This window comes from Gordonia sp. AC31 (genome assembly GCF_031844505.1).
Classification (GTDB): Bacteria; Actinomycetota; Actinomycetes; order Mycobacteriales; family Mycobacteriaceae; genus Gordonia; species Gordonia hongkongensis.
Genome location: NZ_JAUZVK010000004.1, coordinates 173971 through 197490, shown reverse-complemented (window position 1 = coordinate 197490; position 23520 = coordinate 173971). Strand labels below are relative to the sequence as shown.

The following is a 23520-nucleotide window of genomic DNA, read 5'->3' as shown; positions in this document are numbered from 1 at the left end:
TCGTGCCAGAGGACCGCGATCAGGCGCGGACCGCACCTGCCCGGCGCCACCGGCCGGACCGGATCCGCCACACCACGGTGGCCAGACGCACGAGCATGAACACCACCAGGCCCGACCACACACCCGCGAGTCCCCAGTCGAACACGAGCGACAGCCAGATCAGCGGCAGGAACCCGATGAGGGCGCCGGCGAGGGTCGCGGTGCGCAGGAAGGCGGCGTCGCCGCTGCCGAGGAGCACGCCGTCGAGCGCGAAGACCACGCCGGCGATCGGCAACATGCCGACGAAGAACCACCAGGGCACCCCGACGGCGTCAAGGACGGCGGCGTCGGAGGTGAAGATGCGCGGGATGAGCGCCGCACCGGCCGCGAAGAGGGCCGCCATCGCGGTGGCGGCGACGACGGACACCGCGGTGACGCGCCGGGCGACGGAATCGGCTGCGGAGAGTCGTCCCGCTCCCAGCGCCGCGCCCACCAGCGCCTGGGCGGCGATGGCCACCGAGTCGAGGAACAGCGCCATGAACTCCCACAGCTGCAGCACGAGCTGGTGCGCCGCCACCTGGGCGACCCCGAATCGCGCGGCGACCGCGGCTGCCGAGACGAAGCAGACCTGGAACGACAGACTCCGCACGACCAGATCCCGCGCCATGACCAGCTGCGCGCGGATGATCGACCAGTCGGGTGCGAAGGCGCGCGAACCGGGCCCGTGGCCGGCACCCACGGCGACCCGCCGTGCCTCGCGGACCACCCGCACGGCGAACAGCACGCCCGTCACACCCTGTCCGATCACGTTGGCCATCGCGCTGCCGTCGAGACCGAGACGCGGGAACGGGCCGACGCCGTGGACCAGTCCGACGACGAGGACCGCGGCGAGGGACAACCCGACCACGACGTAGACGACGGGACGACGGGTGTCCTGGACGCCGCGCATCCACCCGTTCCCGGCCATCGACAGCAGGATCAGCGGAACGCCGAACATCGCGATCCGCAGCCAGCCCGCCGCATCGTCGGCCACCGCGGCGGACTCCGGCGACGACGTCCCGACCAGCAGACGCATCACGACCGGGGCGCACGGGTAGGCGACGGCGACGATCAGGACGCCGACCGCCACCGCTATCCAGCTCGCCTGCACGCCTTCGACGACGGCGCCGGCCCGGTCACCGGAGCCGAAGCGACGCGCGGAGCGGGCTGTGGTGCCGTAGGACAGGAAGGTCAGCTGCGTACTGACGATCGAGAGCACCAGGGTGCCGACGCCGAGAGCGGCCAGTTGTTCGCCGCCGAGGCGTCCGACGACCGCCAGGTCCAGCAGGAGGTACAGCGGCGGCGCGATGAGGACGGCGAGAGCCGAGACGGTGAGGGTGGCGATGCGTGCCACGCCCGGGGCGTCCCCGGCATCCGGCTCCGACGGGAGGCTCAGAGCGACTCCAGCAACCTGGCGACCACCTCGTCGGCGGTACCGGTGTCGCTGTACCCGGAGGCCTGACGATGCCCGCCGCCGCCGTGCGCCCGGGCGATCGGTACGAGATCGACGATGTCCTTGGACCGCAGCGAGACCGTCCAGACGCCCGGCTCGCCCTCCTTGAACACCGCTGCCACCTCGGCCTCGCGGGCGGTCCGGATGGTGTCCACGACGCTCTCGGACTCCTCCCAGCTCATCCCGGCCAGCGCCTGCTGGTCGACGACGGCGTACACCAGACCCTCACCGTCGCAGGCGGTGGGTACGAGCTGCGCCGACGCCAGGACACCCGACATCATCGAGAACCAGGCGAACGGATGGGAGTCGAACAGGATCCGGCTCCACTTCCGCGTGTCGACGCCGGTCTCCAGAAGCCGGGCCGCGACGCGGAACGACGCCGGTCGCGCCCAGCGGAACGAGCCGGTGTCGGTGCTGAGGCCGGCGTAGACACAGGTGGCGATGTCGGCGTCGAGTTCGACGCCCAGATCGTCGAGGATGTCGAGCACCAGCACGGCGGTGCAGTCGGCGGCCGGGTCCACCAGGTCGAGATCGCCGAAACCGGGGTTCGACGCGTGGTGGTCGATGACGATCGAGGTCTGCGCCGCGGTGAACGTCTCACCGAGCGAGTCCAGCCGCTCGAGGTTGGCGGCGTCGACCGCGACCACCAGTGGGTGTCCGACGACCTGCGCCGGAGCGCACAGCAACTTGCCACCGGGCAGCCCGGCGAGCGAGGCCGGGAGCTGTTCGGTCCCCGGGTAGGAGACCTCGACGTCGACGCCCCGGCGGTCGAGTGCCAGCCCCAGCGCGAGACCGCTGCCGATCGTGTCCGCATCGGGCCGGACGTGACAGCAGATGGTCACCGCGGTTGCGGAGGCCAGCGTCGCGGCGATCGCCGCGCTCGACGAACTGCTCACTCGCGGGTACCGGTGGTGTCGTCGTCCGCCGACCGATAGGGGTCGGAGTCCCCCGCCGGCTTCGCCTCGGCGGCGCGTCGGGCGACGAGTTCGTCGTTAGCGCGGGCGCGGGCGACGAGCTCCTCCATCTGACGCGCGGCATCGGGAACCGTGTCGAGTACGAAGCGCAGGGTCGGGGTGAAGCGCACCCCGGTACCCGCACCGACCTTCGACCGCAGCACGCCGGTCGCCTTCGCCAGACCCGCGGCCGCAGCCTCGAAGTCGGGTTCGGCGTCGATGGATTCACCCATCACGGTGTAGTAGATCGTCGCATCGTGGAGATCGTTGGTCACCCGGGCATCGGTGACCGTCACATACGCCAGTCGCGGATCCTTGATCTCGTGCGCGATCGCCGACGCGACGATCGACGAGATCCGCTTGGCCAGGCGCTGAGCCCGTGCCGGATCTGCCATTCCAGGACTCCTTCCATAGCGCTGCGTGCGCGCCGACCGGAGACCGGTCGGCGCGCACCACAACTGTCGAGATGTCGAACGAGGGTGGTCGTCGCCGCGATCAGTCGCGCGGCTTCTCCCGCAGCTCGTAGGTCTCGATCACGTCGTCCACCTTGATGTCCGAGTAGGTCAGCGTGAGACCACATTCGTAGCCTTCGCGAACCTCGGTGGCATCGTCCTTCTCACGCTTGAGCGACGACACGGTGAGGTTCTCGGCGACCACCACGTTGTCGCGCAGCAGGCGGGCCTTGGCGTTGCGCCGCATGATGCCCGACTGCACGAGGCAACCGGCGATGTTGCCGACCTTCGACGACTTGAAGATCGCGCGGATCTCGGCGCGGCCGAGCTCCACCTCTTCGTAGATCGGCTTGAGCATGCCCTTGAGCGCGCTCTCGATCTCGTCGATGGCCTGGTAGATCACCGAGTAGTACCGGATGTCGACGCCCTCGCGGTTGGCCAGCTCGGTGGCCTTGCCCTCCGCCCGGACGTTGAAGCCGATGATGATCGCATCCGAGGCCGCCGCCAGGTTGACGTTGGTCTCGGTGACGCCACCGACACCGCGGTCGATGATCCGCAGCGAGACCTCGTCGCCCATCTCGATGTTCAGCAGGGCCTCTTCGAGGGCCTCGACCGTACCCGAGTTGTCACCCTTGAGGATGAGGTTGAGCTGGCTGGTCTCCTTGAGAGCCGAATCCAGGTCTTCCAGGCTGATCCGCTTGCGGCTGCGTGCGGCCAGCGCGTTGCGCTTGCGTGCGTTGCGCCGGTCGGCGATCTGCCGGGCGATGCGGTCCTCCTCGACCACGAGCAGGTTGTCGCCTGCGCCGGGGACCGAGGTGAAGCCGATGACCTGGACCGGACGCGACGGCAGCGCCTCGGGGACGTCGTCGCCGTGCTCGTCGACCATGCGTCGGACACGTCCGTAGGCGTCGCCGGCGACGATCGAGTCGCCGACCTTCAGCGTGCCGCGCTGGACCAGCACGGTCGCCACCGGGCCGCGGCCGCGGTCGAGGTGCGCCTCGATGGCGACACCCTGGGCGTCCATGTCCGGGTTGGCACGCAGGTCCAGCGACGCGTCCGCGGTGAGCAGGACGGCCTCGAGCAGTGCGTCGATGTTCTCGCCCTGCTTGGCCGAGATGTCGACGAACATGGCGTCGCCGCCGTACTCCTCGGGGACCAGACCGTATTCGGTCAGCTGCCCGCGGATCTTCTGCGGGTCGGCGCCTTCCTTGTCGATCTTGTTCACCGCGACCACGATCGGCACGTCGGCCGCCTGGGCGTGGTTGACCGCCTCCACCGTCTGCGGCATGACGCCGTCGTCGGCTGCGACCACGAGGATCGCGATGTCGGTCGCCTTGGCGCCGCGGGCACGCATGGCGGTGAACGCCTCGTGACCCGGGGTGTCGATGAAGGTGATCAGGCGATCCTCACCGTTGAGGTGAGTGTTCACCTGGTAGGCACCGATGTGCTGCGTGATGCCGCCGGCCTCGCCCTCCCGGACGTTGGCCTTACGGATCGTGTCGAGCAGTCGGGTCTTACCGTGATCGACGTGGCCCATGACGGTGACCACCGGCGGACGCTGTTCGAGGTCTTCCTCGCCGCCCTCGTCCTCGCCGTAGGTGAGGTCGAAGCTGTCGAGCAGCTCGCGGTCCTCGTCCTCGGGGCTGACCACCTGGACGCGGTAGTTCATCTCCGAGCCGAGCAGCTCGAGCGTCTCGTCGTTGACCGACTCGGTCGCCGTCACCATCTCGCCGAGATTGAACAGCGCCTGGACCAGCGAAGCCGGGTTGGCGTCGATCTTGTCGGCGAAGTCGGACAGCGACGCACCGCGGGCAAGACGGATGATCTCGCCGTTGCCGCGCGGCAGCCGGACGCCACCGACGGCCGGTGCCTGCATGTTCTCGTACTCGGCGCGTTTCGCCCGCTTCGACTTGCGACCACGGCGCGGTGCACCACCGGGACGACCGAAGGCGCCTGCTGCGCCGCCGCGTCCACGGCCGCCACCGCCACCGCCGCCGGGACGACCGCGGAAACCGCCACCGGGAGGTCCTCCCGGTGCACCGGCTCCGCCGCCGCCGCCGCGGTAACCACCGCCGCCGCCGGGGCCACCACGGCCTCCGCCGGCACCGCCGCGACCACCCGGACGGGCGTCGGGACGGGCCGCACGCGACGGCATGGCGCCGGGACTCGGACGCGGGGGCATGTTGCCGGGATTGGGACGGGGACCGCCCTGGCCGGGAGCGGGACGACCGCCACCGGGACGCGGACCACCCTGGCCGGCGGCGCCGGGACGGCCACCGCCGGGACGCGGACCGCCCTGACCCGGTCCGGGACGGGCAGCCGGACGCGGCGCGGGCGCCGGTGCCGACGAATACGGGTTGTTGCCCACCCGCGGCGTACGCGGACCCGGCTTCGGGCCCGGACGCGGACCCGGGCTCGACGTGGGGGCAGACGGTGCTGCCGACGCGGCCGGGGCCTGCGGCGCCGGTGCCGCGGGACGCGGGCTGGGACGCTCCGCCGCGGGGGCGGGCGCCGGGGCCGGGGTCTCCGCCGGTGCGGGTGCGGGCTTGGGTGCGCCCGGCTTCGGCGCGTTGGTGCGCGGGCCGGGGCTCGGACGATCGGCGACCGGCGCCGACGGGGTTGCGGGTGCACCGGGCTTCGGTGCGTTCGAGTTGCCGGACGGCTTGGGTCCGGGCTTGGCGCTCTGGCGCGGGCCGGGGGCCGGGGACGACTTGGAGTCCTTGGCTCCCCCGTCCTTGCCGGGGAACGATTCACGCAGTCGACGGGCCACGGGGGCCTCCACCGTCGACGACGCCGATTTGACGAACTCGCCCTGCTCCTTCAGACGCTCGAGCACCTGCTTGCTCGTGACGCCGAGCTCTTTGGCCAATTCGTGCACGCGGGCTTTGCCTGCCACTGCTCTCCTCACTTGGAGGCCAAGCGGCTCACCCGCTACGGCCTCGATTTAAGTCCGGTACATGCTCATCGTGACTTCACGGTGTGCTCATGTCTTCTGCTACCTGTTCCGGCTCCGGGGAGCCATCCTCTGGTGGGTGATCGCGCCGAGCTGTTCGGTGAGATCGTCCGGGTCCACGGTCAGACCGGGGGTCCGGAGTGCCGCGGCGAAGGCCCGGCGTCGCGTCGCGGTGGAGATGCACTCCGACCGCGCGTGCAGCCACGCGCCTCGTCCCGGCATGGTCTTCGCGGGATCGACCACGACTGTCGGGGTGTCACCGCACAGCTGTGCGACGACACGGACCAACTCGCCGGCCTCTGCCCGCTGCCGGCAACCGATGCACATCCGGATGGGTGTGCCGCCGGCTGGCGAACGGGGGGCGGATCGCTGAACCATCGATCAGTCTAGCGCGAGCGGGCCCGGCGGGGACAATCGGCTGCTGTGCGTCACTCCGGCCCGCCCTCGGCCGCCGGCGCGGCGTCGGACCGGATGTCGATCCGCCACCCCGTGAGCCGGGCCGCGAGCCGGGCATTCTGGCCCTCTTTGCCGATGGCCAGCGACAGCTGGTAGTCCGGCACGATGACCCGCGCGGCCTTGGCGGCGGCGTCGACGACCGTCACCGAGACAACCTTCGCGGGCGACAACGCATTCCCGACGAAGACCGCCGGGTCGGTGTCGAAGTCGATGATGTCGATCTTCTCGCCGGCGAGTTCGCTCATCACGTTCCGTACGCGCTGGCCCATCGGACCGATGCACGCGCCCTTCGCGTTGAGGCCGGCCACGCCGGTGTGCACCGCGATCTTCGACCGGTGGCCGGCCTCGCGCGCCACGGCGACGATCTCGACGCTGCCGTCCTCGATCTCGGGCACCTCGAGGGAAAACAGTTTGCGCACCAGGTTCGGGTGGGTCCGGGACAGGGTGATCTGCGGACCGCGTGGTCCGCGGCTCACGCCGACGACGTAGCACTTGATCCGGTCGCCGTGGGTGTAGACCTCGCCCGGCACCTGCTCGGCCGGCGGGATGATGCCCTCGGTCGAGTTGGCGTCGCTGCCGATCTGGACGACGACCATCCCGCGCGCGTTGGCGCGCGAGTCCTGCTGCACGACGCCGCCGACGATCTCGCCCTCGTGGGCGACGAGGTCCCCGAAGTTCTTCTCGTTCTCGGCGTCGCGCAGGCGCTGGAGGATGACCTGCCGTGCGGTCGTCGCCGCGATGCGGCCGAAACCTTCGGGGGTGTCGTCCCATTCGTGGACGACGTTCCCGTCCTGGTCGACCTCCTGCGCCATCACACGGACGGCGCCGGACTTGCGGTTGACGTCGACACGGGCATGCGGGGCGAAACCGTCGGTGTGTCGGTAGGCCGTCAGCAGAGCGGTCTCGATGGCGGTGATGACGGTCTCGATCGAGATGCCCTTGTCGGCCTCGATCATGCGCAGGGCGGCGATGTCGATGTTCATGTCGTCGATCTCCTATTCACTTGTCGTGTTCATTTGTGGTGTTCAGTTGTCGCGCGGCCGCGGGGGCGCGGCGCGCTTCGATCTCGTCGGGTTCGAGGCCGCACAGTTCCAGCTCGCGCACGCTCGGCTGAGAGAAATCCACCTGCACCACGGCTTGCGTCACCGAGGCGAGGTCGACGGTCTCCACCGCGATCCGCCCCTTGTGGTTCGCGACCACCTCGACCGCCGGCGCCGGGTCGTCGAGCAGCCTGCCGATGCGTCCGGCGACGGTGCGCGGCTGCGATCCGGGTCCGCCGTCGACCTCCACGACGACGCGCCGACCGGTGTTGCGACGCCAGTGCCGGGGCAGGGTCAGCGGGCTGTCGACGCCGCGCGAGGTGACCTCGAGTACGTAGGCGAGGTCGGCGAAGTCGGGCGTGGCGTCGAGGAGGTCGGAGATCTCGGTGCTGAGTACGGCGAGGACGTCGAGGTCGCTGCCACCGTCGCGGTCGACCACGATCGACAGTTCCTCCTGGCCGTCCCGGCTGCGCACCGTGATGTCCTCGAGGTCGAATCCCCGCTCGGCGACAAGCTTTTCGACGAGTTCGCGCACCTGCGTCGGGCTGATCGGCATGCCACTCCCCTCGTCTTCAGTTGTCGGGCCGTGCCGGGTGTCGCACGACGTTGCTCCGAACATCCTAGTGGATCGATCGCGCGGAGAACTGCTGGCATGATGTCCCGGGTGAGCATGCCCCCGATCGAGCGACGGACCCTGCGGCACCCGATCGACCGGCGCACCGCCTTGCGCGGCGGACTCCTCGCGGGCGCCGTCGTCGTCGGTGCCGGGGCGGCCGGCGTCGGACTGACCGGTTGCGATTCGTCGCCCTCCGCGGAGACCCTGCTGGCCGAGAGCCTGGTGCCCCTGGTGCGCTCGGCGTCCGCGGACGAGAGCACCGCGCGCGCCCTGGTCGCCGTCGAGCCCGCCTACGCCACCGCACTCGGTGTCGTGGCCGATCAGCGCGCCCAGCACGCTCGCGCACTGCGCGAGGAGATCATCCGGCTCGACCAGGAGGTGGCGGCGACACTCGACCGTCCCGCCACCTCGGCGACCGCCTCGACATCCCCGGCGGGTGCCCCACCGGCGGCACCGTCCCTGGCTCGACTGCGCGTCGATCTCGACGCCGCGGCCGGGCAGGCCCGCCGGGTCGCGCTCGGCGCCGCCGGGTACGCAGCCGGGCTGACCGGGTCGGTCGCCGCGGCGGTCACTTCGATGCGAGAGGTGCAACTGGCATGACGTCCCCCGTGAACACACCGGCGTCGGATTCGCCGGCCGCGCAAGCAGATCCCGACGACCCGTTGGTCGTCGCCGCCGAGACCGAGAACGCCGCGATCTTCACCTACGGCGTCATCACCGCCTTCGTCGCCGCCTCCCGTCGACGCACCGTCGCCGAGTACGCCGACGCCCATCGCGCCCGACGCGACGAGATCGACCGGACGATCGAGGCGGCGGGGAACACACCGCCGCTGGCGGCAGCCGGCTACACGCTGCCGATCGAGGTCACCGACCCGACCACGGCGGCCCGCGCCGCGCTCGGCGCCGAGATCGACTGTGCGAGCGCCTATCGTGCGTTGCTGGAGCAGGCCGACGACGAGACCGGACGCCGGATCGGCGCCGACGGGCTGTCGGACAGCGCGGTGCGCGCCGCGCGCTGGCGGGTGGCTCTGCAGGAGAGCCCGGTCACGGTGGCGTTCCCCGGCTCCCCCGCTGGCGGCTGAGCCGCCTCAGCCGCGGGCGGCCGCCACCACCGCTTCGACCGCGGTGTCGACCGCGACCTCGGTGGCCTCACCGGTGAAGCGGTCGCGGATCTCGATGGTGCCGTTGGCGTATCCGCGGCCGACGACCACGACGGTCGGCATGCCGAGGAGTTCGGCGTCCTTGAACTTCACTCCGGGCGACGCCTTCCGGTCGTCGAGGAGCACCTCGAGACCGGCCGCGTCGAGGTCGGCGGCGAGCTGCTCGGCGCCGGCGACGGCGGCCTCGTCCTTGTTGGCGATGACGAGGTGAACCGCGAACGGCGCCACCGACTTCGGCCAGCGCAGACCCTTGTCGTCGTAGGACTGCTCGGCGATGACCGCGACGAGGCGCGACACCCCGACACCGTAGGAACCCTGGGTCAGGCGGACCGGCTTGCCGTTCTCGCCGAGGACGTCGACCTCGAAGGCGTCGGTGTACTTCTGGCCGAGCTGGAAGATGTGCCCGATCTCGATGCCCTTGGCACTCACCAGGGGTCCGGCGCCGTCCGGCGACGGATCGCCGTCGCGGATCTCGGCGGCCTCGACCGTCCCGTCGGGCGTGAAATCGCGGCCGGCGACCAGACCGACGTAGTGCCGCCCCGGCTCATCGGCGCCGGTGATCCAGGACGTCCCCTCGACCACCCGCGGGTCGACGAGGTAGCGGATGCCGTTCTCGGCCAGCGCCTTCGGTCCGATGTATCCCTTGACGAGGAACGGGTTCGCGGCGAAGTCGGCGTCGGTGAGCAATTCGACCTCGGCGGGCTCGACGGAGGCCTCGAGACGCTTGAAGTCGACCTCGCGATCGCCCGGGACACCGATGCCGGTGACCTCCCAGTCACCGCCCGGCACACGGAGTTTCACGAGCACGTTCTTGAGGGTGTCGGCGCCGGTGTACTGACCGTCGAGCGTCGCGTTCGCCCAGTCGACCAGGCTGTCGATCGTCGGGGTACCGGGCGTGTCGTGGACGACCGCCGCGGGCAGGTCGTCAAAGGGCAGCGGGTCGGGCGCGCGGGTGATGACCGCTTCGACGTTGGCGGCGTAGCCGGATTCGACGCAGCGCACGAAGGTGTCCTCGCCGACCGCGGACTCGGCCAGGAACTCCTCGGAGGCGCTGCCGCCCATCGCGCCGGAGGTCGCGGCGACGATGACGTACTCGATCCGCAGCCGCTCGAAGATCTTCTGATACGCCTCGCGGTGCGCGTTGTAGGCGGTCTTGAGTCCGTCGTCGTCGAGGTCGAAGGAGTAGGCGTCCTTCATCACGAACTCACGTCCGCGCAGGATGCCCGCGCGCGGCCGTTCCTCGTCGCGGTATTTGGTCTGGATCTGGTAGAGGATGACCGGCATGTCCTTGTACGACGAGTACTCACCCTTGACCAGCGTCGCGAACAGCTCCTCATGGGTCGGACCGAGGAGCATGTCGGCACCCTTGCGGTCCTTGAGGCGGAAGAGCGAGTCGCCGTATTCGGTCCAGCGGTTGGTGGTGTCGTAGGGCTCGCGGGGCAGCAGGGCGGGCAGCAGGATCTCCTGGCCGCCGATGGCGTTCATCTCCTCGCGGACGACGTTCTCGATCGCCTTCAGCACGCGTAGACCGAGCGGTAGCCACGAGTACACACCGGGCGCGACCCGGCGGATGTAGCCGGCTCTGACCAGCAGCTTGTGGCTGGGGACCTCCGCGTCGGCGGGGTCGTCGCGCAGGGTCCGCAGGAACAGGGTCGACATGCGTGTGATCACGACCAACCAGCTTAGTTATGGTGTTGCGGTGCTCGTCATCCTGCCTCCCTCCGAAACGAAATCCGACGGCGGGCGCGGCGCTCCCCTGGATCTCGACACGCTGTCCTTCCCCGAGCTGAACCCGGTCCGCAAGCAGGTCGCCGAGGCGCTCGTCGCCCTGGCCGCCGACCTCGAGGCCAGTCGTACCGCGCTCGGGCTCGGCGCCACCCAGCTCGACGAGGTCGACCGCAACGCCGACCTGTGGCTGTCCCCCACCCGGCCGGCTCTCGAGCGCTACACCGGCGTCCTCTACGACGCCCTCGATCACCGGTCGCTGACCCGGGCGGGCAAGACCAAGGCCGCCGACCGGCTGGCGATCGGGTCGGCGTTGTTCGGTGTCGTGCGGGCACCCGATCCGATTCCGGCGTACCGGCTCTCGGGCGGTTCCAAGCTGCCTGGGATGCCGACCCTGGCGGCGCTGTGGAAGCCGGACCTGTCCCCCGCGCTGGACGCGGTCGACGACTTCGTCGTGGACCTGCGCTCGGGCGTCTACCACCAACTCGGACCGGTACGGGGTGCGGTGACGGCGACCGTCATGACCGAACAACCGGACGGCTCACGCAAGGTGGTGAGCCATTTCAACAAGCACTACAAAGGTCTGATGGCCCGCGAACTGGTCCGCACGAGGCGTTCCGTACACGACGTGAACGGTGTGGCCGCGGTCCTCGCCGACGCCGGGCAGCGGGTCGAGATCGAGGCCCCGGACCGCATCGTCGTACTGACCGTCTGACCCGGCACCGAGGTCCGCGACGCTACTGCGCGTCGAAGTCGAAGAGGGTTGCGCCACCGGGCTCCACGGTCTGCAGGACGGTCGCCCGCCGCGGCGTCACCCGGTAGACGTACCAGGGCGGCGGGCCGGCCGACGGCGCACTGAAGTCGGCGGTCAGCGCGGCACCCGACTCGTCGACGCGGCACGGCCACCCGTCGCTCGCCCACAGCTCCGCCATCTCGGCGACGACGGCGGGCTCGGTGACCAGGTTCGCGTCGCCCTCGACCACCAGGTCGGCCTCGTCGAGTGCCACCGACAGGGTGCAGCGCGGGTCGCGGGCGAGGTTGCGCGCCTTCCGGGTCGACGGACCGGTCTCCAGCCATATCGCGTCCCGGTGCCACAGCGCCCCGATGCCGGTGACGTGCGGGCTGCCGTCGGCGTTGATCGTGGCGATCCACCACGTGTGCCGGTCGGGGCCACCGGTCCCGGGTGCCTGGGACACCCCGGCGGTCAGTCGGGCCGCGACGGGCTGCCAGTCGAGCGTGCCGATGTTGTAGAGGTCAGCGAGGTTCTTGGCGTCCATACCGGGACCGACCGTGCGTCCGCCCGGAATTCATCGCCGGGTGTCGGACCCCGGGGTGCTCGTATCGGCGTCGAGCCCGGCGTCGGCGGCTTCCTGGGCGGCCTGTCCCTCGGCGACCTGCTCCGGCGTGAATCGCATGAACAGCACCACGATCGCGGCGAGGACGGCGATGCCCGCGCAGGCGGCGAAGGCCAGCCCGTAACCCTCGGCCTGCGCGGCGAGCTGGGTGGGATTCATCGTCTCGACCGGCGCGGTGGTGCCGCCCTTCGACAGCGCGCGCGAGGTGACCATCGCACCGACGGCGACCAGGCCGACGGCCCCGCCGAGGTTCTGCGCGACCTGCGCGAGCGCGGTCAGGGGACCGATCTCGGTGGTGCCCACCCCGGCCACCACGGACAGGGTCAGCGGGATGACTGCCAGACCGACGCCGAAGCCGATCACGACGACGGGGACGAAGATGCTCGGGAAGTAGTCCGGTGAGTCGGTCGCGATCGACGATGCGTAGAGGCAGCCGACGAGGATCACCGCGCCGCCGACCAGGACGAGCCAGCGCGGCTGGATCATCAGCGCCAGCTTCGACGCGATCGCCGCGGCGATGCCCAGCCCGAACGCGAACGGCACGACCGCGAGCCCGCTCTGGATCGGCGAGTACTGCAGGATGCCCTGCAGGTACAGCGAGATGAACACCGCCATGCACATCATGATCATGCTGGCGAGCAGGATGGCGAGCAGGGCTGCGACGCGTGAGCTGTTGTCGAAGAGGGAGAACGGCAGCAGTGGGTTCCGGGCGCGCCGTTCGACCACGATGAACGCGGCCAGGGCGAGTGCGCCGAGGATGAACGAGCCGACCACGACCGGCGCCGTCCAACCGTTGGGCCCCTCGTTCACCGCGAGCACCAGCAGGGTGCAACCGAGGGTGCCGAGGACCGCGCCGGGCACGTCGAGGGGCAGCCGCTCACCCTGGGATTCCCGCAGCGCGACGATCGCCCCGACGACGACGATCAGACCGATCGGCACGTTGATGAGGAAGACCAGGCGCCACGACAGCTCGGTCAGCACCCCGCCGAGGATGAGCCCGGCCACCGATCCCACGCCGGTCATGGCCGCGTAGACCGCGAAGGCCTGACTGCGCGGTTTGCCGGGCGCGAAGGTGGTGGCGACCAGCGCCATGGCGGTGGGCGCCGCGATCGCCGCCGACGCGCCCTGCAGGGCCCGGCCGGCGAGGAGGCTCGCCTCGTTCCAGGCCAGTCCGCACAGCAGCGAGGTGAGGGTGAAGGCGACCACGCCGACGATGAACATCCGCTTGCGGCCGAATGTGTCACCGAGACGGCCGCCGAGGAGCATGAGACCGCCGAACGCCAGCACGTAGCTGCTGATGACCCAATTGGCGCTGGACTCCGAGAGCGTGAGCGCGTCGCGGATGCTCGGGAGCGCCAGCGCGGCCACGGTGCCGTCGAGCACGACGAGCAACTGCATCCCGGACAGCACCAGGATCGGCAGGCCGAAGACCGGACGGAACTGCTCGCTGTTCGGAGTTCCTGTGTTCACCGTTCCAGTGTTCACGGTTCCGGTGTTCGCAGCTCCGGGAGTCGACATAGAGAACGACCGTACCGGCCGATCGCCGGGACATGCCAATCTGCGTTGATTCGGTCTGGGTTGATCTGTTCAGGCGCCCTCGGTGAACGCGGCCACGTCGCCGATGACGACGATCGCAGGCGGACGCAGCCCCTGCGCCTCCGCGACCTCGCCGGCGTGGGCGAGATCGGTACGCAGCAGACGCTGGGTCGGCAGGGATCCGTTCTCGATCATCGCGACCGGGGTGTCGGGCCGCCGGCCGCCGTCGAGCAGTGCGTCGGCGAAGACCTCGACCCGTTCGACCGCCATCATCAGGACCAGGGTGCCGCGCAGCTTGCCCATCGCCGACCAGTCGATCAGCGAGTCGGGGTGGCCGGGCGGCACGTGGCCCGAGGCGATCACGACCTCGTGGGTGACGCCGCGGTGCGTCACCGGGATGCCCGCCGATGCCGGTGCGGCGATCGAGCTGCTGATCCCCGGCACCACGGTGACCGGGACCCCGGCGGCCACACAGGCCTGCAGTTCCTCGAAACCCCGCCCGTAGACATAGGGGTCGCCGCCCTTGAGGCGGACCACGAACTTGCCCTCCTTGGCCTTCTCCACGAGGACGTCGTTGATGGCTTCCTGCTTCATCGCGCGGCCGTAGGGCACCTTGGCGGCGTCGATCACCTCGACCTGCGGGCCGAGTTCGGCGAGCAGTTCGGGGGGCGCGAGCCGATCGGCCACCACCACGTCGGCCTCGGCGAGGAGCCGCTGGCCGCGGACGGTGATCAGGTCGGGGTCGCCGGGACCGCCACCGACGAGGGCCACGCCCGCGGCGTGCGGGGCGGCGTCGTCGACACTCAGCGACCCCTCGGCGAGGGCACGGCTCATCGCGGCGCGGAGTGCGGCCGACAGTTTGTGGTCGCCGCCGGCGAGGACGCCGAACTGGACGTCGCGGTGACGGCCGGACGCCGGGGTGACGGCGGTGCCGTGGCGGGCGTCGTCGGCCCGGACGCAGAACGTGTGCCTGCGCTCGGCCTCGGCCACCACCGCCTCGTTGACGGCGGGATCGTCGGTGCAGGCCATCGCGTACCAGGCGCCCTCCAGATCGCCGTCGGCGTAGCGGCGCTGGGTGACGGTGATGCCGGTGAAGGATTCGACGGCCGGGGTGGGATCGAGCGCGATGACGTGCACGTGGGCACCCGCGGCGACCAGATTGGGCAGCCGCCGCTGCGCGACGGACCCGCCGCCCACCACGACGACCTTGCGTCCGCGGAGGTCGAGGCCGACCAGGTAATGCCCCTCTCCGGAGGGGAAGGCGTCGGGCCCGGGGACGTGCGGGGGTCCTGGGACATTCGACCCGGGGACGTTCGACCCCGGGACATTCGACAGGGCGGAGTCAGGCTCGGACATGGGAGCTGACCTTACCGGGACAGCCGATCTAGAGCGGCAACTCACCCGTCCGCCGGACGTGGGCCCACACATCGGCAGCCGGGACACCGAGCCGGTGGGCCGCGGACTGCAGCAGCGCCCCGAGCAGGCTCGAGGTGCAGAACGCGGCGTCCAGCGAGTCGTCGGCGTTGATCCGGATCTGGTTCCACCACAGCGGGTTCCGGTCCGCGGCGGCCTCGGCCATGGCGATCGCGGTGGCGAAACCGGCAGGGGCGGAGGCGGACGGCCGCGCGCCGGCCCCCCTCACGTCGGTCACGGTCACGTCGGTCACGGTCACGTCGGTCACCGGGCCCGCAGTTCCCGTGCGTGCTGGCGCTGCAACGCCCGCTCCCGCGACTCCTCGAACTTGCGCACCTTGACGTCCATCTCCTCCAGGAACTCCGCGAGGCGTTCGCGGTAGTGCTCGCCGACCGGCCCGAAGTCGTCGCGCTCGAAGATGCGCCACTTCCGCAGCACGGGCATGACGACATCCGACATGTGTTGCGGCAGATCGTAGATGCCGCCCTTGGCGATCAACACGGCGTTGCGCCGGAAGTTCGGCATGGTCGCGCCGGGCATCTGGAAGTTGGTCACGATCGCGTGGATGGCGGCCATGGTCTGGTCGGGAACGAGGTCGAGCGCGCCGGCGACGATGTTGCGGTAGAAGAGCATGTGCAGGTTCTCGTCGGCCGCGACACGTTGCAGCATGCGGTCGGCGATCGGGTCCCCGCATGCCTTCCCGGTGTTGCGGTGCGAGACCCGGGTGGCCAGTTCCTGGAAACTGACGTACGCGACCGCGAACAGCATGTCGAAGCTGTGGTCGCGCTGCCCGTCGTCGTCGGGCAGCGGGTTGAACCCCGACGTCATGTGCGCCATGCGTATCTCTTCGAGCTCGACCGGGTCGACACCGCGGGTCACCACCAGGTAGTCGCGCATTACGATCGAGTGGCGGTTCTCCTCGGCCGTCCAGCGCCCCACCCACCAGCCCCAGGCATCGTCGAGGGTGAAGTTGTCGGCGATCACCCGGTGGTACGACGGCAGGTTGTCCTCGGTGAGCAGATTGGTGATCATCGCGGCCTTGGCGACATCGGAGAGGCGCGACTGCGACGGATCCCAGTCGAGTCCGCCGAGAGCCGCGAAGTTGCGTCCGTCGTCCCAGGGCACGTAGTCGTGCGGGTGCCAGTCGCGCGTCATCTTCATGTGCCGCTCGACCTCGGTCTCGCACACGGGCAGCAGTTCACGCAGTAGATCCGAACCGGTCATGCCGCGGTCGGCGGGTTCGGCGTCGGGGGGTCCGATGAGGGTGGTCACGTGCTCTCCTGATCACAGCGGGGTCGTACCATCCACTCTGCGCGGCGGGACGGGTGGTGCTCGTGAGGCGAAGGTCCCGCCTGTATGGGGTCCGACGTCGCGACTTCCCGGCGCCGCACATCCGGTACTTTCAGACCCATGTCCCCTGTCACGACCGATTCGGCCACCGCCGATCCGACCCCGTCCCCGAATCCGGTCCGCGCCTACCTCGTCGACGACCACGAACTCGTCCGGCGCGGTCTGCGCGACCTGCTCGGGACCGCCGGCGACATCGAGGTGGTGGGCGAGGCGGCCTCGGTCGGCGAGGCCCTTGTCGGCATCCTGGCGACCAAGCCCGATGTGGCCGTGCTCGACGTCCGGTTGCCCGACGGCAACGGGGTCGAGCTGTGCCGGGACGTTCGCGCCGCCGAACCGGGGATCAAGTGCCTGATGCTCACGAGCTACGCCGACGACGACGCGCTGCTCGCCGCGGTCCTCGCCGGCGCCTCGGGTTTCGTGCTCAAACAGATCCTGGGGCACAACCTGGTCGCCGCGGTCCGGACCGTCGGCCGGGGCGGTTCACTGCTCGACGATCGGTCCACGGCGGCCCTGCTCGCCAAGCTGCGCAACGAGAAGCAGACCGAGAAGGATCCGCTCGCCGAGCTCACCCATCAGGAGCGCGAGGTGTTCGCCCTGATCGGCGAGGGCCTGACCAATCGCCAGATCGCCGGCCGGATGTTTCTGGCGGAGAAGACGATCAAGAACTACGTGTCCCGCATCCTGGGCAAGCTGGACATGCAGCGACGCACCCAGGTCGCCGTGATGGCGACCAGACTCCGCGACGGCAAGGAGTGAGCTAACCCACCAGCGGCACCGACCAGGTGAGCGTCGTCCCGCCGCCGCTGGTCCGGCCCTCGCTCGTCCCGCCCCCACTCGTCCCCCGCGGGCGGGTGACGATGCTGAACGTCCCGTCGCAGTCCTCGGCCCGGCGCGTCAGGTTCTCGAGACCGCGATAGGTGACTTCGGCGCCGATACCGACCCCGTCGTCGCTGATCTCGACGGTCAGGACGTCGTCGGCGGTCACCGACACCGCGATGTGGTCGGCCCGCGCGTGTCGGAGCGCGTTGCTCAATCCCTCTCGCAGGACGGCGTCGATGTGTGGTCCGAGGGAGTCCGGGACCACCGTGTCGACGGGGCCGTCGAACTCCACGCTCGGCGAGATCGACGCGTGCCCGGACAGTTCGGAGACGATGTCGAGCACCCGCCGCCGCAGCGTCGGGCCGACCTCGGTTCCGTAGGGCGTCTGCAGGTCGAAGATCGAGGTGCGGATCTGGGCGATCGTGCGGTCGAGGTCGGTCATGATCTGCTCCAGGCGCGCGGCCGCCGCGGCCGGATCGGTGGTCCCGGCCAGCAACGTCTGTACCGACATCCCGACCGCGAAGAGTCGCTGGATCACATGATCGTGCAGGTCGCGGGCGATGCGGTGCCGGTCTTCGAGGACCTCGAGATCGCGGGCGATCTGTTGCTGCTCGGCGTAGACGACCGCCAGCGAGGCGACCTCGGCGACACCGGCGAGCCCGGCGATTTCCTCGTCGTCCCAGTAGGGGCGGTTGCGGTGGGTGATCAGCATCCAGCCGAACGCGCCCGATGCGCGCTGGAGGGGTTGTACCGAGGTCCACCGGGCGCCGCGGCGGATCAGCGACTCGGCGATCTGGCCGGAGCGCTGCACCCGCAGTGCCGTGGCGTCCGGCGGGATGAAGTTCTCGATCTCCACCGGGTCGCCGGTGTGCCCGCTTAGTTCCACCTCCCCCGCCATCTCGGTGAGCAGGTAGACATCGACCGCGCCGACGAGATCGGCGACATCGGCGCACATCCGGGACATGGTGTCCGACAACGCGATTCCGGCCAGCGGCTCCGACCCACGCCGGGCCAGGACCTGCATCCAGCGGTGGCGGGTGCGGGCCCGTTCGAAGAGACCCGCGTTGTCGACGGCGATCCCGGCGGCCACCGCCAGCACCGCGACGACGGTCTCGTCGACCTCGGAGAAGTCCTCCGCGGACCGCTTCTCGGTCAGGTACAGACTGCCGAACACCTCGCCGCGCACCATGATCGGAGCACCGAGGAAGGTGTGCATCGGGGGGTGGTTGGGCGGGAACCCGACCGACGTCGGATGAGCGCCGAGGTCGTGGATGCGGTGCAGGCGGGGATCGTCGATGAGCAGGCCGAGGACCCCGCGGCCGACCGGCAGATGTCCCATGGTGGCGCGTTGCGCATCGGTGATACCGATGTGCACGAATTCACTCAGCCCGCCGTCCGGTCCGCGCACGCCGAGGGCACCGTACTGGGCGTCCACGAGTCCCGCCGCGACCTCGACGATGCGCTGCAGCGCGCGGTCGAGTTCGACCCCCTGCCCGACCACCAGCACCGCCTCCAGCAGTTCCCGGAGCAGGGCGGGATCGTCGGCACCGTGATCGGCGAGCGCGTCGAGCGTCTCGCGGAGCCGGTGCGCCAGCATCAGGACGCCCCGGGGGCGTCGCCGACGGACTGGGGCGTCGGCACCCGCCCACTCTCGGCGGATCGGGACACGAAGCGGCACAACGCTTCCGGGATCGCGGCCGGATGCAGATGCAAGTACGAGGCGTGCACTGCGGCCGTCGCGAACCCGTGCATCGACGCGCGGCCGGCCGAGTCGCGCCAGGCCCAGGCCGGGGCGAGAGCGCCGTCGCCGACCCCGCTGCGGTGGAACTCGTGACCGGTGACGCGTTCGCCGGTCCGGAACAGGGCCGAGTCGCCCACGGCCACGGCATCGCGGTATCCGAGCGTCAGGGTCGGGCCGAAGTGGCCGGGGATGTCGAGGACGCCGCTCATCGGGTGCCCGTCGAGTTCGGTGCACAGGTACAGCAGGCCCGCGCACTCGGCGTGGATCGGCCGACCCGCCGCGGCGTGCGCCCGGAGGTCGGCGCGCAGGAGATCGTTGGCGGCCAGCGCCTCGGCGTGTTCTTCCGGGAAGCCGCCACCGATCACCACGCCGGCCGCGTCCGCGGGCAGCCGGTCCACGAGCGGGTCGAAGACGACGACGCGCGCGCCGGCGGCGGTCAGCATCTCGGCGTGCTCGGCGTAACCGAAGGTGAACGCCGCGCCCCCGGCGACCGCGATCACCGGCGAACCGGCCGACGCGACGGGACGATATGGCGCGACGGCTTCCGCAGCCGACCAGGCCGCGGCGTCGGGGACCGCACGTCCGCGGGCGGCGGCCACGATCGCCGGCAGGTCGAGGGCGCCGCGCAGGTGCGCGGTCATCGCGTCCACGGCGGCGACCGCGTCGGCGTTGCGTTCGGCGGCCGGGATCAGGCCCAGGTGCCGGGAGGGCACCGTCAGCGACGGGTGACGCCGCAGCACACCGAGAACCGGCAGTCCCACCCGCGCGGCGGCCTGTCGCAGCACCATCTCGTGGCGTGGCGAGCCGACGCGGTTGAGGATGACGCCCGCGATCGACACCGAGGGGTCGTACGAGAGGAACCCGTGCAGCACGGCGGCCAGCGACTGGCTGTGGCCCGCGGCGTCGACGACGAGGATCACCGGCGCACCGATGATCGACGCGACGTGCGCGGTGGAGCCGACGCCGAGCGAACCGGCATCGCCACCCGTGCCGTTGCCGCTGTCGTGCTCCACGATCCGGCCGTCGAAGAGGCCCATCACGCCCTCGACGACCGCGATGTCGGCGCCCGCGGCGCCGTGGGCGAAGAGCGGCGCAATGCGTTCGGCGCCCACGAGATTCGGGTCGAGATTGCGTCCGGGTCGTCCGGCCGCGACGGCGTGGTACCCGGGGTCGATGTAATCGGGGCCGACCTTGAACGGCGCCACCCGGTGTCCGGCCGCCCGCAGTGCGCCGATCAGGCCGGTCGTCACGGTGGTCTTGCCGCTACCCGACGACGGCGCGGCGATCACGACGGCGGGGGTCGACGCCCGCACGGAGATCACCATTCGATCCCCTTCTGCCCCTTGCGTCCGGCGTCCATCGGGTGGGCGACCTTGTGCATCTCGGTCACGAGATCGGCAGCGTCGACGAGGGCCTGCGGGGCGCGCCGGCCGGTGATGACCACATGCTGGCGTCCGGGTCGACGGGCGAGGGTGTCGAGCACCTCGGCGGTGTCGACCCAGCCCCAGTGCAGCGGATAGGTGAACTCGTCGAGGACGTAGAAGTCGTGTTCGCCGGCATCGAGACGGCGTGCGATCTCCGCCCAGCCGGCCCGGGCGGCGGCGGCGTGGTCGTCGTCCTGGTCGTCGTTGGCCCGCAACCAGGACCAGCCCTGACCCATCTTGTGCCATTCCACCGGCCCACCGGCGCCGGTCTCCGCGTGCACCCGGTCGAGGGTGAGCATCGTCGACTCCTCCCCCACCTTCCATTTCGCACTCTTCACGAATTGGAACACCGCGACCCGCATACCCGCGTTCCACGCGCGCATCGCCATCCCGAAAGCGGCGGTCGACTTGCCCTTGCCGTCGCCGGTGTGCACCGCGAGGACGGGCTGGTTACGGCGCTGTCGCGTCGTCAAGCCGTCATCGGGGATGCTGACCGGAACTCCCTGGGGCAATCGACTTCTCCTCTGGTCTCAGATCGGGGTGGCGGGGGCGGTCAGGCCGCTCCCCGCGCGGGTGCGTGTCCGGTCAGCGTGGTGGCGGACAGTTCGTCCATCGGGATCAGGCTCGCGCCGAGGTGGGCCGCGAGATCGCCGGCGAGTCCGAGCCGGACCATCCCCTGCTCGCAGTCGACGACCACGGACCCGATGCCGCGACGACGGATACCGTCCGCGGCTTCCCGCGCCCGTTCCATCGCGCCTCGTCCTGAGGTGGCACGTCCGTCGGTGAGCACCACCAGCAGCGGTCGTCGGTCGGGCTCAGCGCGGCGACACCGCTGCACGACATCGGCGGCGAGCTGCAGGCCCTCGCCGAGCGGTGTCCGGCCGCCGGTACGGATCTCCTCGAGGCGGCGCACCGCGATCTCGACCGATTTGGTGGGCGGCACCGCAAGCGTCGCGGAGGAACCCCGCGCCACGACCACCGCGACGCGGTCGCGCCGGGTATACGAGTCGCGCAACATCTCCACGCACAGTTCGGACACCGCGGCCAGCCGACGCCGGGCGGTCATCGACCCGCTGAGGTCGACCACGAAGACGACGAGGTTGGCCTCCTGGCCGACCCGTTGCGCCGACCGCAGGTCGGGGGCGGCGATCCGCACACCGCGCTCGGACCCGGCCCCGCCACGACCGGCCCGGCCCGCGGCGGCGAGCACCGTGCCGAACAGATGCACCGGTCGGCCGGCATCGAAGTCCACGGCGTGGGTGGTGTGTCCGCGACGGCTCCGCGCCTTCGAGCGGCGACCCGGGTCACCGTCGCCGAGTCCCTCGACGCGCAGGGTCGGCATGCGGCGAGCCGTCGAGGTCGGCACGGACCCGAACGCCGGTCCGGGAGCGTGCTGCGGGGCGTCGGTGTCGCCGGTCTCGGGCGCCGCATGGGAGTCGGGGCCGGTGTCGGGCGCCTGGCCGGTGTCGGACGCGGAGTCCGGGGCCTCGCCGCCGCCACCGGGCGGTGGTGTCTCGGGCGGTTCCGGGTCGTCATCGGGTGAGTCGGGTCCGGCCGCGTCCTCGCCCGCCGACATCGCCTCGTCGAGCTGGTCGCGGCTGAGCCCCGACTCGTCGAAGGGGTTGCGGCGGCGCCGATGCGGCAGCGCGAGCTCGACGGCCGCCCGGACGTCGACGTCCTCGACGGCGGTGGCCCCGCGCCAGGCGGCATGGGCGAGCGCGGTCCGGGCCACCACGATGTCGCCGCGGAGTCCGTCGACGTCGAGGTGGGCGCAGATCCCGGCGATACGGCGCAGTTCCCGGTCCGGGAGGGCCACCGCACCCACGGCGGCTCGTGCGCTCGCGATCCGTTGTGTCAGTTCGTGTTCGGCGGCGGCGTGGGCGGCGACGAACGACGCCGGGTCGGCGTCGTACGCCATGCGGCGGCGCACCACCTCCACGCGTTCGTCGACCTCGCGGCCGGCGGCCACGTCGACGGCGAGCCCGAACCGGTCGAGCAGCTGCGGGCGCAGCTCTCCCTCCTCCGGGTTCATGGTGCCGACGAGTACGAAATCGGCCGCCATGGTGTGCGACACACCATCGCGTTCGATCGTGACCCGGCCACTGGCCGCCGCGTCCAGCAGCACGTCGACGAGGTGATCGGCCAGCAGGTTGACCTCGTCGATGTACAGCACCCCGCGGTGCGCCCGGGCGAGCAGACCGGGAGTGAACTCGGCACGGCCGTCCCGCAGCACCGAGGTGAGGTCGAGCGAGCCGATCACACGGTCCTCGGTCGCACCGATGGGCAGTTCGACCACGCGGCCGGCGGTGTCGTCCGTGGCACCGGGGACGCTGAGCAGCGGGCCGAGCCCGCGCACGATGGTCGATTTCGCGGTGCCCTTCTCACCGCGGATCAGGACACCCCCGATACCCGGTGAGATGGCCGACAGGATCAGTGCGAGCTTGAGCTGCTCCTGCCCGACGACGGCGCTGAACGGATAGCGCACGTCGGCGTGCGTGTCCACGGAAGCGGGCAGTTCACCGAGGATCGTCATCGTGACCCGGCGCGGAGCATCGACACGTGGGGGATCCCGTCCTCGAGGTAGTCGTCGCCGTCGCGGACGAAACCGAACTTGCCGTACATCTCGGTGAGGTAGGCCTGCGCCTCGATCCGGCACGGGCGCTCCCCGACCTCGGCGAGCGCGGCGGTCATGAGGGTCGCCACGAGGCCGTGACCCCGATGGTTGCGTTCGGTGCAGACGCGGCCGATCCGGAAGACCTGTCCGCCGTCGGCCTCCGGTTCCTCGAGCAGACGCAGCGTCGCCAGTACCGCCCCCGGGTCGGGCCCGTCCTCGTCGCCTCCGTCGGTCCGGTCCCCACCGTCGGTGATCCAGAACTGGCGCGTCGTCGGTTCCAGGTCTCGGCCGTCGAGTTCGGGATACGGACAGGCCTGCTCGACGACGAAGACCTCGACCCGCAGCCGGAGGACCCGATACAGCGTGGCTGCGTCCATGTCGTCGGCCAGGGCGCGGTGCACCCGCGGTTCAGAGATCATGTGTCGTGGTTAGCACACAAGGC

General features: G+C 70.9%; 22 protein-coding genes. 4 read left to right on the top strand and 18 right to left on the bottom strand.

Annotated features, from left to right (window positions below; genetic code table 11):
• Positions 1-19: 19 nt before the first annotated feature.
• The 7 genes from Q9R39_RS06850 to rimP all read right to left on the bottom strand — a co-directional run bounded on the left by Q9R39_RS06850 (position 20) and on the right by rimP (position 7881).
• The gene (locus Q9R39_RS06850; RefSeq protein WP_311277228.1) at positions 20-1372 is read right to left on the bottom strand and encodes an MATE family efflux transporter; all 1353 of its coding nucleotides are present in this window, start codon (positions 1370-1372) and stop codon (positions 20-22) included.
• A 38-nt stretch (positions 1373-1410) separates the two neighbouring features.
• A complete protein-coding gene (locus Q9R39_RS06845) occupies positions 1411-2367 on the bottom strand; it encodes a bifunctional oligoribonuclease/PAP phosphatase NrnA (protein WP_311277227.1) in 957 nt (318 codons plus the stop codon).
• Positions 2364-2819 carry a 30S ribosome-binding factor RbfA gene (gene rbfA, locus Q9R39_RS06840; protein ID WP_078112274.1) on the bottom strand — a complete coding sequence of 152 codons (456 nt, stop codon included), beginning with the start codon at positions 2817-2819 and terminating at the stop codon, positions 2364-2366. Before rbfA ends, Q9R39_RS06845 begins: the two co-directional genes overlap by 4 nt.
• A 100-nt stretch (positions 2820-2919) precedes the next feature.
• Complete coding sequence (gene infB / locus Q9R39_RS06835; RefSeq protein WP_078112273.1) at positions 2920-5772, bottom strand: translation initiation factor IF-2; 2853 nt, start codon at positions 5770-5772, stop codon at positions 2920-2922.
• Positions 5773-5871: 99 nt separating this feature from the next.
• Entirely contained in the window at positions 5872-6156 is a 285-nt protein-coding gene (locus Q9R39_RS06830; RefSeq protein WP_058250131.1) for a YlxR family protein, read from the bottom strand.
• Positions 6157-6257: 101 nt separating this feature from the next.
• Positions 6258-7268 carry a transcription termination factor NusA gene (gene nusA / locus Q9R39_RS06825; protein WP_058250130.1) on the bottom strand — a complete coding sequence of 337 codons (1011 nt, stop codon included), beginning with the start codon at positions 7266-7268 and terminating at the stop codon, positions 6258-6260.
• 16 nt (positions 7269-7284) lie between these two features.
• Positions 7285-7881, bottom strand: a complete 597-nt coding sequence (rimP, locus tag Q9R39_RS06820; protein WP_311277226.1) for a ribosome maturation factor RimP — start codon at positions 7879-7881, stop codon at positions 7285-7287.
• 96 nt (positions 7882-7977) lie between these two features.
• Here rimP and Q9R39_RS06815 point away from each other — a divergent pair, with 96 nt between their 5' ends.
• Positions 7978-8541: a hypothetical protein gene (locus Q9R39_RS06815; RefSeq protein ID WP_058250128.1), complete on the top strand. Its 564-nt coding sequence runs from the start codon at positions 7978-7980 to the stop codon at positions 8539-8541.
• The gene (locus Q9R39_RS06810) at positions 8538-9023 is read left to right on the top strand and encodes a ferritin-like domain-containing protein (RefSeq protein WP_078112270.1); all 486 of its coding nucleotides are present in this window, start codon (positions 8538-8540) and stop codon (positions 9021-9023) included. The genes Q9R39_RS06815 and Q9R39_RS06810 overlap by 4 nt, the downstream gene beginning before the upstream one ends.
• A gap of 6 nt (positions 9024-9029) precedes the next feature.
• Here the strand turns inward: Q9R39_RS06810 and Q9R39_RS06805 are convergent, their stop codons facing one another.
• Positions 9030-10760 (bottom strand): proline--tRNA ligase, encoded by a 1731-nt coding sequence (locus tag Q9R39_RS06805; protein ID WP_311277270.1) that lies wholly within the window; start codon positions 10758-10760, stop codon positions 9030-9032.
• On the opposite strand from Q9R39_RS06805, the gene yaaA reads away from it, so the two are divergent.
• A complete protein-coding gene (gene yaaA, locus Q9R39_RS06800; protein WP_311277225.1) occupies positions 10759-11541 on the top strand; it encodes a peroxide stress protein YaaA in 783 nt (260 codons plus the stop codon). The two genes, Q9R39_RS06805 and yaaA, sit on opposite strands and share 2 nt — an antisense overlap.
• A gap of 22 nt (positions 11542-11563) precedes the next feature.
• Here yaaA and Q9R39_RS06795 read toward each other — a convergent pair whose 3' ends face one another.
• From Q9R39_RS06795 to Q9R39_RS06775, 5 genes are all read right to left on the bottom strand, one after another.
• Positions 11564-12103 (bottom strand): pyridoxamine 5'-phosphate oxidase family protein, encoded by a 540-nt coding sequence (locus Q9R39_RS06795; protein ID WP_311277224.1) that lies wholly within the window; start codon positions 12101-12103, stop codon positions 11564-11566.
• Positions 12104-12133: 30 nt separating this feature from the next.
• Complete coding sequence (locus Q9R39_RS06790; protein WP_311277269.1) at positions 12134-13579, bottom strand: DHA2 family efflux MFS transporter permease subunit; 1446 nt, start codon at positions 13577-13579, stop codon at positions 12134-12136.
• A 189-nt stretch (positions 13580-13768) separates the two neighbouring features.
• Entirely contained in the window at positions 13769-15073 is a 1305-nt protein-coding gene (gene cobA, locus Q9R39_RS06785) for a uroporphyrinogen-III C-methyltransferase (protein WP_231742230.1), read from the bottom strand.
• Between the two features lie 28 nt (positions 15074-15101).
• Positions 15102-15368 carry a hypothetical protein gene (locus Q9R39_RS06780; protein ID WP_091344227.1) on the bottom strand — a complete coding sequence of 89 codons (267 nt, stop codon included), beginning with the start codon at positions 15366-15368 and terminating at the stop codon, positions 15102-15104.
• 26 nt (positions 15369-15394) lie between these two features.
• Positions 15395-16402, bottom strand: a complete 1008-nt coding sequence (locus tag Q9R39_RS06775; RefSeq protein WP_058250123.1) for an acyl-ACP desaturase — start codon at positions 16400-16402, stop codon at positions 15395-15397.
• A 138-nt stretch (positions 16403-16540) separates the two neighbouring features.
• Here Q9R39_RS06775 and Q9R39_RS06770 point away from each other — a divergent pair, with 138 nt between their 5' ends.
• Positions 16541-17236 (top strand): response regulator transcription factor, encoded by a 696-nt coding sequence (locus Q9R39_RS06770; protein WP_058250122.1) that lies wholly within the window; start codon positions 16541-16543, stop codon positions 17234-17236.
• Position 17237: 1 nt separating this feature from the next.
• On the opposite strand, the gene Q9R39_RS06765 is transcribed toward Q9R39_RS06770, so the two are convergent.
• The 5 genes from Q9R39_RS06765 to Q9R39_RS06745 are packed head-to-tail and all read right to left on the bottom strand — an operon-like array spanning position 17238 to position 23497.
• The gene (locus tag Q9R39_RS06765) at positions 17238-18896 is read right to left on the bottom strand and encodes a GAF domain-containing protein (protein ID WP_311277223.1); all 1659 of its coding nucleotides are present in this window, start codon (positions 18894-18896) and stop codon (positions 17238-17240) included.
• A complete protein-coding gene (locus Q9R39_RS06760; RefSeq protein ID WP_311277222.1) occupies positions 18896-20365 on the bottom strand; it encodes a cobyrinate a,c-diamide synthase in 1470 nt (489 codons plus the stop codon). Before Q9R39_RS06760 ends, Q9R39_RS06765 begins: the two co-directional genes overlap by 1 nt.
• Complete coding sequence (gene cobO, locus Q9R39_RS06755; RefSeq protein ID WP_311277221.1) at positions 20359-20976, bottom strand: cob(I)yrinic acid a,c-diamide adenosyltransferase; 618 nt, start codon at positions 20974-20976, stop codon at positions 20359-20361. The genes Q9R39_RS06760 and cobO overlap by 7 nt, the downstream gene beginning before the upstream one ends.
• Positions 20977-21017: 41 nt before the next feature.
• Positions 21018-22997 carry a VWA domain-containing protein gene (locus Q9R39_RS06750; RefSeq protein ID WP_311277220.1) on the bottom strand — a complete coding sequence of 660 codons (1980 nt, stop codon included), beginning with the start codon at positions 22995-22997 and terminating at the stop codon, positions 21018-21020.
• Entirely contained in the window at positions 22994-23497 is a 504-nt protein-coding gene (locus Q9R39_RS06745) for a GNAT family N-acetyltransferase (RefSeq protein ID WP_058250117.1), read from the bottom strand. Before Q9R39_RS06745 ends, Q9R39_RS06750 begins: the two co-directional genes overlap by 4 nt.
• Positions 23498-23520 lie beyond the last annotated feature (23 nt).